At 58.2% G+C, this 12,903-nt stretch carries 14 protein-coding genes and 1 tRNA gene; 4 read left to right on the top strand and 11 right to left on the bottom strand.

The window, feature by feature from the left end:
* Positions 1 to 671: 671 nt before the first annotated feature.
* The 4 genes from XalbCFBP2523_RS07090 to XalbCFBP2523_RS07075 all read left to right on the top strand — a co-directional run bounded on the left by XalbCFBP2523_RS07090 (position 672) and on the right by XalbCFBP2523_RS07075 (position 4,647).
* Positions 672 to 1,799 (top strand): TrbL/VirB6 family protein, encoded by a 1,128-nt coding sequence (locus XalbCFBP2523_RS07090; protein ID WP_045766156.1) that lies wholly within the window; start codon positions 672 to 674, stop codon positions 1,797 to 1,799.
* A gap of 51 nt (positions 1,800 to 1,850) precedes the next feature.
* On the top strand, positions 1,851 to 2,360 hold the full coding sequence (locus tag XalbCFBP2523_RS07085) for a DUF4189 domain-containing protein (RefSeq protein ID WP_080928140.1): 510 nt from the start codon (positions 1,851 to 1,853) through the stop codon (positions 2,358 to 2,360).
* Positions 2,361 to 2,423: 63 nt separating this feature from the next.
* Positions 2,424 to 2,984 carry a hypothetical protein gene (locus XalbCFBP2523_RS07080; protein WP_045766157.1) on the top strand — a complete coding sequence of 187 codons (561 nt, stop codon included), beginning with the start codon at positions 2,424 to 2,426 and terminating at the stop codon, positions 2,982 to 2,984.
* 154 nt (positions 2,985 to 3,138) lie between these two features.
* Positions 3,139 to 4,647 carry an MASE1 domain-containing protein gene (locus XalbCFBP2523_RS07075; protein WP_080928141.1) on the top strand — a complete coding sequence of 503 codons (1,509 nt, stop codon included), beginning with the start codon at positions 3,139 to 3,141 and terminating at the stop codon, positions 4,645 to 4,647.
* Here the strand turns inward: XalbCFBP2523_RS07075 and XalbCFBP2523_RS07070 are convergent.
* The 11 genes from XalbCFBP2523_RS07070 to ybgC all read right to left on the bottom strand — a co-directional run bounded on the left by XalbCFBP2523_RS07070 (position 4,631) and on the right by ybgC (position 12,871).
* Positions 4,631 to 5,059 (bottom strand): hypothetical protein, encoded by a 429-nt coding sequence (locus tag XalbCFBP2523_RS07070; protein WP_045758646.1) that lies wholly within the window; start codon positions 5,057 to 5,059, stop codon positions 4,631 to 4,633. The two genes, XalbCFBP2523_RS07075 and XalbCFBP2523_RS07070, sit on opposite strands and share 17 nt — an antisense overlap.
* 547 nt (positions 5,060 to 5,606) lie before the next feature.
* Positions 5,607 to 5,682: transfer RNA gene (locus XalbCFBP2523_RS07065), tRNA-Lys, on the bottom strand.
* A gap of 64 nt (positions 5,683 to 5,746) precedes the next feature.
* Positions 5,747 to 6,412, bottom strand: coding sequence for a 7-cyano-7-deazaguanine synthase QueC (queC, locus tag XalbCFBP2523_RS07060; protein ID WP_045764645.1), 666 nt, complete (start codon positions 6,410 to 6,412; stop codon positions 5,747 to 5,749).
* A gap of 106 nt (positions 6,413 to 6,518) precedes the next feature.
* Positions 6,519 to 7,196 (bottom strand): 7-carboxy-7-deazaguanine synthase QueE, encoded by a 678-nt coding sequence (gene queE / locus XalbCFBP2523_RS07055; protein WP_045764646.1) that lies wholly within the window; start codon positions 7,194 to 7,196, stop codon positions 6,519 to 6,521.
* Positions 7,197 to 7,244: 48 nt separating this feature from the next.
* A complete protein-coding gene (gene ybgF / locus XalbCFBP2523_RS07050; protein WP_045766158.1) occupies positions 7,245 to 8,072 on the bottom strand; it encodes a tol-pal system protein YbgF in 828 nt (275 codons plus the stop codon).
* A 3-nt stretch (positions 8,073 to 8,075) separates the two neighbouring features.
* Positions 8,076 to 8,594: a peptidoglycan-associated lipoprotein Pal gene (gene pal, locus XalbCFBP2523_RS07045; protein ID WP_045766159.1), complete on the bottom strand. Its 519-nt coding sequence runs from the start codon at positions 8,592 to 8,594 to the stop codon at positions 8,076 to 8,078.
* 68 nt (positions 8,595 to 8,662) lie between these two features.
* Positions 8,663 to 9,982, bottom strand: a complete 1,320-nt coding sequence (tolB, locus tag XalbCFBP2523_RS07040) for a Tol-Pal system beta propeller repeat protein TolB (RefSeq protein WP_045766160.1) — start codon at positions 9,980 to 9,982, stop codon at positions 8,663 to 8,665.
* Between the two features lie 176 nt (positions 9,983 to 10,158).
* The gene (gene tolA, locus XalbCFBP2523_RS07035) at positions 10,159 to 11,160 is read right to left on the bottom strand and encodes a cell envelope integrity protein TolA (RefSeq protein WP_012916898.1); all 1,002 of its coding nucleotides are present in this window, start codon (positions 11,158 to 11,160) and stop codon (positions 10,159 to 10,161) included.
* Entirely contained in the window at positions 11,150 to 11,587 is a 438-nt protein-coding gene (tolR, locus tag XalbCFBP2523_RS07030; RefSeq protein ID WP_012916899.1) for a protein TolR, read from the bottom strand. The genes tolA and tolR overlap by 11 nt, the downstream gene beginning before the upstream one ends.
* 37 nt (positions 11,588 to 11,624) lie before the next feature.
* Positions 11,625 to 12,401: a protein TolQ gene (tolQ, locus tag XalbCFBP2523_RS07025; RefSeq protein WP_012916900.1), complete on the bottom strand. Its 777-nt coding sequence runs from the start codon at positions 12,399 to 12,401 to the stop codon at positions 11,625 to 11,627.
* Entirely contained in the window at positions 12,398 to 12,871 is a 474-nt protein-coding gene (ybgC, locus tag XalbCFBP2523_RS07020) for a tol-pal system-associated acyl-CoA thioesterase (protein WP_012916901.1), read from the bottom strand. The genes tolQ and ybgC overlap by 4 nt, the downstream gene beginning before the upstream one ends.
* Positions 12,872 to 12,903 lie beyond the last annotated feature (32 nt).

Below are 12,903 nucleotides of genomic sequence, written 5' to 3'. Positions count from 1 at the left end.
GGATGAAGCGCTCCAGCTCAGTGACAAGATAAAACAACAACCGAGCCTGCGCCGGTCCCATTTGTCTACATAAGACTATCCGTGAAGCTGACGGCAACACAGATGGAACTCTCCATTTGTCTACATTTAGAGACAATATGTGCGCGACTTATCGGTTGCTTATCCCAACGTATGAGCGCTTATCAGTGCTAACGACTTGAGGCACTGAGGCGCATCAACCTTGGCCGCACCCTGCGCTCACTACATCGACGCATGAACATCTCAACCGGGTCGTACGTGTGATGGTCCTGAGCGCTTATCGAATATCAGGAGTGAATTGACCGCCGAATCGTCCCGATCTTCACGCGGCACCATGCGTTTGACAGCCCCGGCACAATGCCGTATCCATAAATCAAACGGCTTGCACGTCGGCATCATCTGCCCATAAGGACTATGGCTTGAGCAGGCACCCCACCCCCGAATCAGCTTCAGGACGCCCCCACCCCCCGTCGGCCGTGGACGCATGTATGCGTGGGCAATCTACGTGCCTGGCGCATCCATTGCGCCAGGTATCTGCCACGCGCGCTGCATCTGGTTCGGGTCGTGCCAACGTCTTACTGGTATCGCCCCTGTCCAACTGATCTCCCCATTCACTAGATTTCGTTTACCACTCTCAATAAAGGCGCAAGGCCATGAGCATGTTCGATGGATCGATGAATTGGTTACACCCCCTGGCGGATACCAGCCTGGGGGATTACGTCTTCTTCCGGCTGATCAACAACTACCTCAGTAACCAGATCGACACCTTCGGCATGGACGTGATGGCCCGCGCGATGCAGTGGGTAAGCGTCATCGCGTTGACCGCCACCACCTTCTGGGTGCTTTTGCTGGGCTATCGGATCGCCAGCGGACAATTACGCGAATCGGCCATGGCCACCATGATCAAGGCCGGCAAGGTGACGGTGATCCTGGGCATTGCCGCCGGCATCGGCGCCAACGGCACGCTGCTGCATAAAACCATGACCGACGGCCTGGACAAAGAAATTCATTGGTTGTTCACCGGCCAGAAGGACAGCACCGCCGCCGACGCCATCGACGAGAACCTCACCTACACCCAATTAGCGCTGAGCACCTTGGACGCGATCCAGGTGGACCCCAACGACCCGGAAACCATCAAAAAGAAAGAAAACGCGCTGCTGCTGGCCGGCTTCGGCACCGCTGGCCCGCCGATCATGGCTGGGGTGATGCTGCTGATGTTCAAGTTCACCATGGCCTTCCTGATCGGGGTGGGGCCAATCTTCATCCTGTTCCTGATCTTCGACCAGACCAAGGACCTGTTCAAACGCTGGCTGTTCTATGTGATCGGCACGTTGTTTTCGATGTCGGTACTGTCGGTGGTCACAGCAATCGCATTGAAGATGACGGCCAGGATCGCGGCTGCCTACTGGGGGGCAAAGATCATCTCGCTAGGCAATGCGGAAGGCTTGTCCTCGCAGGCATTGCAGCAGGGCTGGGCAGGATTGATTGCCACCACCCTGATCGTCGTCCTACCCCCAATCGGGGCAATATTGTGGCAAGGCAGCATGGCCAACTTCATGCACTTCTCCGTCTTCAATCCCGCCTCGGTCCCCGGACCGCAGGGGCAACCACCTGGGTCTTATACGCCACCGCAGGCGAGTGAAAATAATCATAGAAATTTAGCGAATTCCTCAACAGTAAATTCAGAAACAGCAGGAAGATTCAAAGGGCCAGAGTCTACGCAATCCACTCCACCACCAGGCTCGCGCGGACAAGCAGGACGAAATCGAAACGATCTTTAATTTTGACAATGTGAGCCTATGATAGACCACCATCAGTAAAGAGGCGTGCAAATGAAATACGTATCATTTATGGCTTTTTCTATTTTTATATTTTCGTTTAACGCCAGCGCGGAAGGTGGTTGTCCACCAGGACAACTTCCTGCCCAATCTAATGGAAGCATGTCGTCGTGTGTGCCTATTCCACAAGACAGCCCGGAACCACAGCAGCCACGCCCCACTGGAAAATGGCTAAAAACATGGGGCGCGATTGCTGGGGATGATGGAGATGATTTTGGTGTATCGACAGGAAAATTAAATAAAATAAGCGCTGAAAATGAAGCTTTGGAAAATTGCCAAAGAGGCATAGAAAAAAAATGCCACATTATTCAATCATATGAAAATCAATGTGCAGCAGTCGCCGAGCCAAATAAAAAAGGCGCTATCACAAGAAGTATTACATCTGGCCCTTCACTTGAAGAGACAAGCGATAGAGCGAAAGAAGACTGTCAGAAAAAAAATCCAGGTAGCCAATGCACGATTGGCTACAGCAATTGCACAAAACAAATATTCCAAAGATTCTAATAGCAATACGCAAGCACCACACTCCACTTTCTTAAATCTAGCCTAGCAACAAGGAACTGTGCAATGGACTACAGCAAACAGGCCGTGGAGCAAGTGCCATCACCTCCCTTACACTGGCAGAAGGCCGTGCAACAGATCACGGACTTGATGACCATCACCATCCTGACCCTCTCGGTCATCACGTGCTTGACCATTATGGCCTACCGCGCATCAGGTGGCCTGGCACTTTTGCTGACCCAGATACTGGCCAGCATGGTCGTCCTACTGAATGTTGGAATGGGGGTGATGCTGACACGGCTGCTGGCACATGCAGCAGCGACTTGGAGGCGCTTGCAATCTGGTGGTAAGCGCACGGTGCAATCTAAGCACTTGCGCAAAATCCTTGTGCGCGTGGCCGGCATAACGCTGTTGATGTGGATATGGGCCATCTGCATGACGGGATTTCCATTCTCAATTTCGGCCGTGAAGTGGTCACCTGAGACTGGAATATTTTTAATATTCCTCATGGGATTTATGCTGATCTTTTTGTTGATGAATAAAATTATCATCAATCAAATCTGCAGCAATCTTATCTTTGCTATTGATGACGCTGAAAAAGTGGCGCAGCGCACACTAATCGCTTAAATGAGATTGATAAAGACACACCACACAACACCCTGTAAACACAAACATTCTTGAACCTATTCAGCGCCCGATAATAGCATGCAAATGTCTACCCGCACATGGAAAATTTATAATACATTCCAGATATAAAGGCCATGGACAGGAAGAAAGGGGAATGACAAAAAACATCGCCAAAGGATTCTTACTAAGTGCGACTTACTGCGCTTCCTTTCTGCTCGCCTGGCAACTTTCAGTCGACCAATGGTACTTACCCGCAGGACTGCGCGTAGCAACCCTACTCTTCCTGCCTTACCGGCTATGGCCTTATCTACTACTTGGCGATGCAGCAGCGTTGATCCTGATCAACGTGACCGTAGTGCATGGACACGACACTAGTCTATTTGGGGCATATGCGATTTCCTTTCTGATGATGCCATGTGTGGCACTGATCGCTCATGCCGCACGGCACCATATTGGGCGATTACAGGACCACGAGTGCCTGCTACTACCGCTGACCTTGGCCTTGGCACTTTGGAGCACCCTATGCAGCATAGCTCTGAATACCATCTTCAATTTCTATACAGCCCTTACACCCATACAGGCACTGACACGTTACTGGCTAGGCGATTACCTGGGCATGCTTATGTTCATCATGCCTGCACTGCTATGGCTCCGACGCAAGGAGGATGGTGTAGCTAATTCCAAGCTATTGAGGGATGGCACCTTAGGTTCTGGAGCGGTGTTAGCCTTGTTCATAACAACAGTCATCACAAAAGACCGCTTCTTGCATGAATTGCTAATGTCGATGATGGTCATTCCCGCGATCATACTGACACTACTACATGGCTGGCGTGGAGCGGCAATCGGCATTGTGCTGGCCAACGTTGCCATCGGCATCATGCTGCCTGACGAAAAAACCCTTGCCTCTTACAACGCCGACGCGTTTTTTGTACAGTTAGCACTTGCAGCTATCACCACTGGAATGTGGATCTTTGGCTCCCGCTTGTCATCGGCCTTTGAAAGAGCACGTCGCCTCCGTCATTCTCGTGAGCAAGCACTCCAGTTCGCACAAGCCAGCTACCTGCAAGCCGAACGCACACTCAGACGACGCGTCGTCGAGTACAGCGACATCACTGTGCATATCAACAAACTGCGCAAGGAAATCGTGGCGCACCTTCGCTCTAAGGGCCAGCATGCAGCAGCGATGGAAATGACACGAACCGGCATAATCCAGGCCCGGCTTCTCGACGGGTATGTGAACGCCTTGTACCCGCTTGGCATCGAAACCCATGGACTGTATGACACATTAAGCTCGGTGACGTTTAGCAACCTGTGCAATACGGAGTTCCGGCTCAACCTGAAGGGTGATTCCAAGCGCTTATCGGTAGGATTACAATTGACCACCTATCGAAGCGTACTCAATGTGATCGATTCGCTACCACTAGCGAGTAGGCATCTCATCAAGGCAAGGGTCTGGCGCACGAGACACCACCAAGGGATCGCGGTGTGCGTCATCGCCTACGCATCGCTGCAGAATCCCGCAAAGCACGTTGTACACGATACGGATTGGGAACTGGCCGCTAGGCTCGAAACACATGGCGGCACCTGCCGGCGCCGCCATGCCTACAGCATTAGCTTCCTTGTGTCCGAAGCATTAGATAAAAGGATCAATCTGCGGCTGTGATCTCCCACTTATTAACCTGTCTACCAGGTATGGCGCGCACGATGAACGTCGACGTCTGGTACACCACCATGCCCCTTGGGGCGCTCCCCTTCGCTGGCAACGACACGCGAGACACGTCCACACCCATGGGTAGCACCCACAACATGCCGCTGATATTGCCCACTGCGGCGCGCACTGTCCCTGTCAGATCACTGATCTGCAAATAACTCACTCCATCGCGCTTAAACTCGTAGATGTGCCACGACGGATCTAGTGATAGATCAGGGGCCTTCGGAGCGCTTTCCCCAAGGCCCGTGGCCACCGAAGGAGTATGGTGACCACTATCCGGGCAGCAGGCATGCGCGACGTTGGCGCCAGCGAGCAGCCCACCAGCCAACACGATGTTCAACATGGTGCTTGTCTTGATTTCCATGAGTTTGCCTTTCCCCTGAATGGGGAGATTTCGCCTGCATTTCAGGCTTACTCAAGGTACGTGCTGCAACAAGTCACCTGTTGACAAATGAAGCAGACAATCTTGACCAACGGCAAGGTTTCAACAACAAGTCGCCCCTGAGAGACACCACCCTACAGCCATGCAGCTCAGCCACTNACCTCGATATGCGCGATGCACTCAGGGCCGATACGTTAGGTCCGATCTGACGGAGTGTGGCGGAATTTATGAAAATTTCACACTTCAAAAAAGGACGATTTTTGTACCACTCGTATCGCATTCTCAGTCGCCTCTGCTAGAGTATGAGAAGAAGCAAACCGATGGCGCGTAAACCCGCATCAACACACGACTCTGCCTCTTGTATGTTCAAGAGGTCAGCAGAGAACGGAGAGAGAAAAACGGGTAAATGAGCGCCGAAAACGGCACCTGCGGCATGTGCATGCTCAAGAGGCCAATGCGGGAAGCCCCGCCAACACTGGGGTTCCGGGCATAAAAAAACCCAACGGAGAACGGTTGGGTTCTTGGTGAATGGTGGGCCGTGATGGATTCGAACCATCGACCAAAAGATTAAAAGTCTTCTGCTCTACCGACTGAGCTAACGGCCCAAAACAACGCCCCGGCATTGCGCCGGGGTGCGCAGTCTACCTCAATGCGGGGCATTTCGCGAAATCAAACGTAGCGAGTCGGATCGGGGACGCCAGCATCAGCGAAGCCGGCGGCACGCAAGCGACAGGCATCACAATGGCCGCAGGCGCGACCGGCGGCGTCGGCGCGGTAGCAGGAGACGGTCAGGCCGAAGTCAACGCCCAGACGCACGCCTTCGCGCACGATGTCAGCCTTGCTCATCTGTTGAAGCGGCGCATGCACACGCAGCCCGGCGCCTTCCACGCCGGCCTTGGTGGCGATGTTGGCCAGGGTCTGGAAGGCATCGATGAACTCCGGGCGGCAGTCGGGATAGCCGGAGTAGTCCACCGCGTTGACGCCGCAGAAGATGTCCGCCGCACCCAACACCTCGGCCCAGCCCAATGCCACCGACAACATGATGGTGTTGCGCGCCGGCACATAGGTCACCGGGATGCCCGAGCCGCCAGCATCCGGCACCTCGATGTCGTCGGTCAGGGCAGAGCCACCAATGCTGCGCAGATCGACGTTGACGGTCTTGTGCGCCACCACATTCAGGGCGCTAGCCACACGTGCGGCCGCGTCCAGTTCCGAGGTGTGGCGTTGACCGTAGCGTACGCTCAACGCATGTACGGCATAGCCTTGCGCGCGAGCGATAGCGACAACGACGGCCGAATCCATGCCACCGGAGAGAAGGACAACAGCGTTTTTCATGGGCACGCGGATCTGTGGAAAAAGAAGAAAAGCCTGAACACGCGAACGGATACAGATGCAACGCAGGCAAACGCCGGGCCACGAATAAAAAGCCGCCCAAGTGAACTCACCGCCCTGGCTCGTCGTTCCACAGCAACTTGTGCAACTGCATCTGGAAGCGGACCGGCAGGCGATCAGCGACGATCCAGTCGGCCAGTTCGCGTGCGTCCAGGTCGCTTTTGCTAGGCGAGAACCACACCATGCAACGCGCCTGCAGTTGATGCTCGGCAACCAGGGCACGTGCCCATTCGTAGTCGGCACGGCCACATAGCACGAACTTGATCTGGTCGCGCGCGGTCAACAACGGCAGATTCTCCCAACGGTTGCGGTGCGCTTCCTGCGAAGCCGGGGTCTTGATGTCGAGCACGCGCGAGACGCGCGGATCGACCTCGGCGATGTCCAGCGCGCCGGACGTCTCCAGCGACACGTCGTAGCCGGTATCGCACAGACTCTGCAAGAGCTGCAAACACCGCTTCTGCGCCAATGGCTCACCGCCAGTGACGCAGACATGGCGCACGCCATGGCGCACGACTTCGGCCAGGATCGCATCGATGTCCCACCACTGCCCGCCATGAAAGGCATAAGCGGTATCACAGTAGCTGCAGCGTAACGGGCAACCAGTCAGCCGCACGAACACGGTCGGCCAACCGGCGCTGTCGGCCTCGCCCTGAAGCGACAGGAAGATTTCCGTCAGCTTCAGTCGCGGGAGCGGGCTTTGGACGATCTCGCTGGGAACGGCGGCCATGGCATCATCAAAGGTGCTCCGCGACAGTGGCGGCAGCGTCGGAGATGGTCAGCGCAACTGCTGACCGATGCGAATCGACTGCAGACGATCCTGCGCGGTACGCGCGGCATCGGAGCCGGGATACTTGCCGATCACCTGTTGCAGGGTCTGCTCGGCCTCCTGGACACGACCTTCGCCGTACTGCGACAAGCCCAGCTTGAGCATCGCGCCAGCGGCCTTGTCGTGCGTCGGATAGCGGCCGATCAGGTCGCGAAACTGGGACTCGGCCAGATCGAAATTCTTGGTGGCGTAATAGCTCTCGCCCAGCCAATACAGGGCGTTGGGCGCATAGACGCCGTTCGGATACTTCTGCAGAAAACTCTGAAACAGGTTCGCCGAATCCGCATATTTACTGGCCTTCAGCGCGTCGAAGGCAAGGTTGTAGCTGGTGCGCTCGTCGCCAGTGGCGGCCAGCATGCCGGCATCGCCATGCAGCGACGGCGGCGGTTCGGAGATGGCCGTCGGCTTGGCCGCCGGCTTGGTCGTCGGCGCGACAGAAGGCGCCGCCGCATTGGCCGGAGGGAGCGACGGACTGGCGGCACCAGCTCCCTTCTCGATCTGGTTCAAGCGGCCATCCAAGTCCAAGTACTGGTCCTTGGTCTGCTGCTTGAGTTGGTCGTTGTCGTGTTGCAATTGTTCGATCGTGGCCTGCATCGACTGCATCTGCGTCCGCAGCTGGTTGAGCTGGTTCAGCATGTCGATGTTGCCCTGGGAATTCATCGCCTGCTGCTCGAGCGCGGAAACGCGATCGGCCAAGCTTGCACGTTGCGCATGAACCGGCGCGGCGACCACAAGGGTCACCGCGACGATCATCGATGTCAGAACACCGATACGCATGCCTTACTGCGCCGTGTAGACGATCTCGACGCGACGGTTCTGCGACCAGCAGGACTCGTTCGATTCGGTGCAAACCGGATGCTCTTCGCCGAAGCTGATAACGGTCAGCTGGGCAGCGGAACCACCATTGGCCTGCAGCGCGGAAAACACGGAGTTGCCGCGACGCTCGCCCAGACCCATGTTGTACTCGCGCGAACCGCGCTCGTCGGTATTGCCCTGCAAGGTGATGCGCGAGGACGGACGGTCACGCAGGTACTTGGCATGGCAGGCCATGATCGCCTGGAACTCCGGCTTCACGGTGTCCTTGTCCAGATCGAAGTAGACCACACGCTGGCGCAGGCAGGCATCGGTATTCAGATCGCCCGGGCCGTACAAGCCGGAGGTCGACGAACCCGACGGGGTGGTGCTCCCGGTGGTCCCGGTGGTGTCGGTCTGCGGGTGCTCCTTGACCTTCTTCGAGCAGCCGGCCAGTGCTGCGACGGATAACAGAGAAACAAGCAGAACGCGGGTAGTCTTGTTCATGGCGATACCTTTATGGCTCCTGGGCCGATAGGGGGTTCAACAGCGGATATTAACATCAAACTTACATGTCAACGCGCGGTGCGATACGGCGACCAGGACGGTTCACGTACATCACCATCGGCCAGGACCAGACGCTGGCGGACGCGGGCATCAGCCGAGACCGCGTACAGCACTCCACGCCCGCCTTCGCGTGCCGCATACAGCACCATGCTGGCGTTGGGAGCAAAGCTCGGCGACTCGTCCAGCGAGCCGGTGGACAAGGTACTCCAACGCGGCGCTCCCAGGCTACGGTCCATCATCGCGATCTTGTAACTATTGCCGCTGCCCTGGGCCACGGCGATCTTTTTGCCATCGTAAGACACGCTGGCAGTCGCGTTGTAATTGCCCTGGAATGTGATTCGCGTTGCACTACCGCCCGTCGCCGGCACTTGGTAAATCTGCGGACGGCCGCCACGGTCGGAGGTGAAATAGATACTATTGCCATCCGGCGCCCAGGTCGGCTCGGTATCGATGCCAAAGTTATTGGTCAGCTGGGTCAATTGCTTGCTACCCAGATCCATCACGTAGATCTCCGGGTTGCCACTGCGCGACAGCGTCAGGGCCAACTTTCTGCCGTCCGGGGAGAACGACGGCGCACCATTGATGCCACGGAAGCTGGACACCAACTGACGGGCGCCGGTGGCGATGTCCTGGATATAAATCGAGGAATTGCCATGTTCGAAACTGACGTAGGCTAGTTTCTTGCCGTCCGGGCTCCAGCTCGGCGACAGCAGCGGTTCGGCCGAGCGCACGATGGTCTGCGGGTTGTAGCCGTCCGAATCGGCCACCATCAGCGCATAGCGCATGGCCCCATCTTTGCCGCTGGCAGTGACATAGGCAATGCGTGTCCAGAACGCGCCGCGCACGCCGGTGATTTTTTCGTAGATCGCATCGGCCATCTGATGCGCGACATCGCGCATTGCATTGGCACGGGCGGTCATCGCCAGACCGAGAATGCGCTCGCCCTTGGCCACGTCGAACAGTTCGTATTCGACTCGGTAGGCACCCTCGCCCGCGTCCAGCACGCGACCGACCACCAGGTAGTCCTGTTTGAGTGCGCGCCAGGTGGCGTACTGCACATCGCCACCGCGGGTCGGACGCTCGACCATCTGCGACTCGGGCAGGTCGCGGAATTGACCGGAGCGGTCAAGGTCGGCGCGCACCACCGCCGCCACGTCGGTGGAAGGTGCGGCGGCCGAGCCTTGGTACGGCATCGGCACGACAGCAATCGGAGTCGCCGATGCATTCCCGCCCACAATATCGATTTCCAACCCCTTGTCCTGGGCGGACGCAGTCAGGGGCAGCAACAGGGCGATCAGGACGGCAAACCAGCGCGGCAATTTCTTCATGGGTCGCTCAGCGGGGATCAGAAAGGCGCAAGAAATAGCAATGCGCGGGTGAATGTATTCGCAATCATGAACCATCGGTGCGTGAAGCCGATGACATCAGATGGCGCAGTATCGCCAATCAGGCGCTACGCTGAACGCCATCAACCGCCTACGCGCGCGTAAGCACAGCGGCCCACTCAGCGATCCTGCGCAGTAAAGTTGAAGGTCAGATCGCGCGTGAACACCGATTCGAACCCGTGATATGGCAGTGGCTGAGCGCGCAGCACCGCCGCCTCGATCGAGCGTCGTCCGGCCTCGTCGTAGGGACAGTCGGGGCTGACCTTGGCCTCGATCACTTGTCCGCCCACGATCTGCCGGATCGCGATCTTGCACTTCTGCCCCAGCGGCACCGAATCCGGCCGCACCCATTGGCTCAGCACCGCCTGTTGAATCGCGGCGGCGTACTTGGCCTGCAGGTCGGTGTTGTTGCCGTTCTGACCCGGCGCCTCTTGCGGGGTGTTCGTGGCCGCTGCCGCGGCTTGCTTGGCGCTCAGGTCGGCGATCTGACGCAGCTTCTGCTGGGTCAGCTGCGCTTCGCGGTCGAGCTTCTCGCGCTGTTTGCGGATCTCGGCGATCTTCTGCTGGCGCTGCTCTTCCTGCTGCGCCGCCAGACGCTGCTTCTGCTCGGCCTCCTGCTGCCGTTTCTGCTCGGTCAGATCGATCTGTTCCTGACGGCGTTTGGCCTCCTGCTCCTGCTTCTCTTTTTCCTGGGAGATCGCGGCGCGGGTGGCGCGCTCCTGGTCCACCTTGTCCGGAACCGGGATGAAATCCTGCGCCTTCTGCTGCTGCGGCGTCGGCGCCTGCTGCGGTTTCGGCACTGGAATCGGCTGTGGCGGCGGCACCGTGTCCTCCTCGGCCACCTGCTTGACTGGCTCCGGTAGCGGTTCCGGCAACGGTTTGGGCGCATCCTGCACTGCTTTTTGCGCCGAGCGCACGTCCGACGCCGAGACCACCAGCGCGGCCTCGACCATCGGCGAGCCGGCCGCCGGCTCCACCTGACGCACCGGCGACCACCACCAGGCAAGGTAGAGCAGCAGCGCGATCAGCACGTGCACCGCCAAGGCCAAGGCGATGCCGAAGATCAGGCCATCGCCGTCGTCTTGGAGACGCGGCGGTCGGGAATCGACGTCAGCGTGCATTGTGTCCCGGCTGACTCATCAGACCGACCTTGGGAACGCCCGCCTGTTGCAGCAGAACCATGGTGTCCATGACCAACTGGTAGTTGGAACTGCCGGGCGCGGCGACGAACACCGGCACGTTCTTGTTCTGGCCGACGAATGCACGAACTTTCGCCTCTAGCTCCGGCTTGGCGATCTTCTCCGGTTTACCGTCCTGCAGGGTCAAGGTGTACTGACCATCGGCATCCACGGTGACGATCACCGGGTCCTTCTTGCTTTCCACCGAGCGCGCGGTGGAATCGGGCAGATCTACGTCCACGCTCAGACTGAGCAAGGGCGCGGTGACCATGAAGATGATCAGCAACACCAGCATCACGTCGATGTAAGGCACGACGTTGATCTCGGATTTGAGTTTGCGGCGCTTGCGGCGGGAAATGGCGGCAGTCATGCGGAAATCCTGGGAGTCGTGGACAGGCGGGCGACGCTCAGTCGCCGCTGGCCTGGCGCTGCAGGATGGAGCTGAATTCCTCCGAGAAGGTCTCGAAGCGTACGGCCAGACGCTCGACCCGAGTGCTGAAGCGGTTGTACGCCCACGCCGCCGGGATCGCCACGAACAAACCGATTGCGGTCGCGAACAACGCCTCGGAAATACCCGGCGCCACGGCAGCGATACCCGCCTGTTGGCCGCTGTTGATCATGTCGTGCATGGTCACCATGATGCCGAACACGGTGCCGACCAGGCCCACGTAGGGAGCGTTGGAAGCGATATTGGCGAGCAATTCAAGATTGCGCTCCAAACGATCCACTTCGCGCGCATAGGTGGCGCGCATCGCCCGCTGCGCACCTTCCAGCTGTATCCGGGCATCGAGATGACGCTTGTCGCGCAGGCGGGCAAATTCGCGAAACCCCGCCTCGAAGATCGCCTCCAGGCCACCGACCACGCGATTGCGATCGGTCGCCCCAGCGTAGAGCTTGCTCAAGTCGGCACCGGACCAGAAGCGGTTCTCGAACGCGTCAGCCTCGCGATTGGCCTGTTTGAACACCCGCCCCTTGCGGAAGATGATGACCCAACTGATCAGCGAGCCGAGCAGCAGCAGCAGCACGATCACCTTGACCGGCAAACTAGCCTTGACCATCAGGTCCAAGTAATTGATACCGCCATGGGCGGCAGTGCTGGCGACGGCCTGCGCGGCGGTCTGGGTCACGTCCTGCGGCAGGGTCTCCACCACTGTGTCCTGCAGGGCCAGAAGCAATGCAATCATCCGTCGTTCCTCAGTGATTCGGCTTGAGTGATTTGAATAGCGTTCAATGCGGCGTACAACACATCGTCGATGGCGCGAGGACGGAAGCTGCCAGCGCCCAGCGCCGCCACCTTCACCTGCGCACGCAACAACAATTCGCCGTCGCGGTGAATCGACTGCGCGAACAGCAGGCTGGCACGCTTGCATTGCGACAGCGCGACGCCCACTTGCAGGGAATCGTCCAGGCGTGCCGGGCGCAGGAAGTCGAGCTGCATCGCGTGCACCGCGAACACCAGATCGTGCTCCAGGCGCAAACGCTCCTGACCGTATCCCAACGCGCGCAGCCACTCCGTGCGCGCACGTTCCAGAAAGGCAACGTAGCGCGCGTGGTAGACCACGCCACCGGCGTCGGTATCTTCCCAGTAGACGCGTGTCGGCCAACTGAATAGAGGCTGGGGCTCGGGGCCAGTGACCCGGGACTCGGTGGTCATGACTGATTCCTTCGCGAGTGTGAAGCGCCGAT

This window comes from Xanthomonas albilineans (assembly GCF_002939705.1).
Classification (GTDB): Bacteria; Pseudomonadota; Gammaproteobacteria; order Xanthomonadales; family Xanthomonadaceae; genus Xanthomonas_A; species Xanthomonas_A albilineans.
This window is presented reverse-complemented; position numbering and strand designations above follow the sequence as displayed.

Bases quoted from the DNA above. Each gene is read 5' to 3' on its own strand.
- XalbCFBP2523_RS07090 (WP_045766156.1), top strand. From the start codon at position 672: ATGAGCATGTTCGATGGATCGATGAATTGGTTACACCCCCTGGCGGAT.
- XalbCFBP2523_RS07085 (WP_080928140.1), top strand. From the start codon at position 1,851: ATGAAATACGTATCATTTATGGCTTTTTCTATTTTTATATTTTCGTTT.
- XalbCFBP2523_RS07080 (WP_045766157.1), top strand. From the start codon at position 2,424: ATGGACTACAGCAAACAGGCCGTGGAGCAAGTGCCATCACCTCCCTTA.
- XalbCFBP2523_RS07075 (WP_080928141.1), top strand. From the start codon at position 3,139: ATGACAAAAAACATCGCCAAAGGATTCTTACTAAGTGCGACTTACTGC.
- XalbCFBP2523_RS07070 (WP_045758646.1), bottom strand. From the start codon at position 5,059: ATGGAAATCAAGACAAGCACCATGTTGAACATCGTGTTGGCTGGTGGG.
- queC (WP_045764645.1), bottom strand. From the start codon at position 6,412: ATGAAAAACGCTGTTGTCCTTCTCTCCGGTGGCATGGATTCGGCCGTC.
- queE (WP_045764646.1), bottom strand. From the start codon at position 7,196: ATGGCCGCCGTTCCCAGCGAGATCGTCCAAAGCCCGCTCCCGCGACTG.
- ybgF (WP_045766158.1), bottom strand. From the start codon at position 8,072: ATGCGTATCGGTGTTCTGACATCGATGATCGTCGCGGTGACCCTTGTG.
- pal (WP_045766159.1), bottom strand. From the start codon at position 8,594: ATGAACAAGACTACCCGCGTTCTGCTTGTTTCTCTGTTATCCGTCGCA.
- tolB (WP_045766160.1), bottom strand. From the start codon at position 9,982: ATGAAGAAATTGCCGCGCTGGTTTGCCGTCCTGATCGCCCTGTTGCTG.
- tolA (WP_012916898.1), bottom strand. From the start codon at position 11,160: ATGCACGCTGACGTCGATTCCCGACCGCCGCGTCTCCAAGACGACGGC.
- tolR (WP_012916899.1), bottom strand. From the start codon at position 11,587: ATGACTGCCGCCATTTCCCGCCGCAAGCGCCGCAAACTCAAATCCGAG.
- tolQ (WP_012916900.1), bottom strand. From the start codon at position 12,401: ATGATTGCATTGCTTCTGGCCCTGCAGGACACAGTGGTGGAGACCCTG.
- ybgC (WP_012916901.1), bottom strand. From the start codon at position 12,871: ATGACCACCGAGTCCCGGGTCACTGGCCCCGAGCCCCAGCCTCTATTC.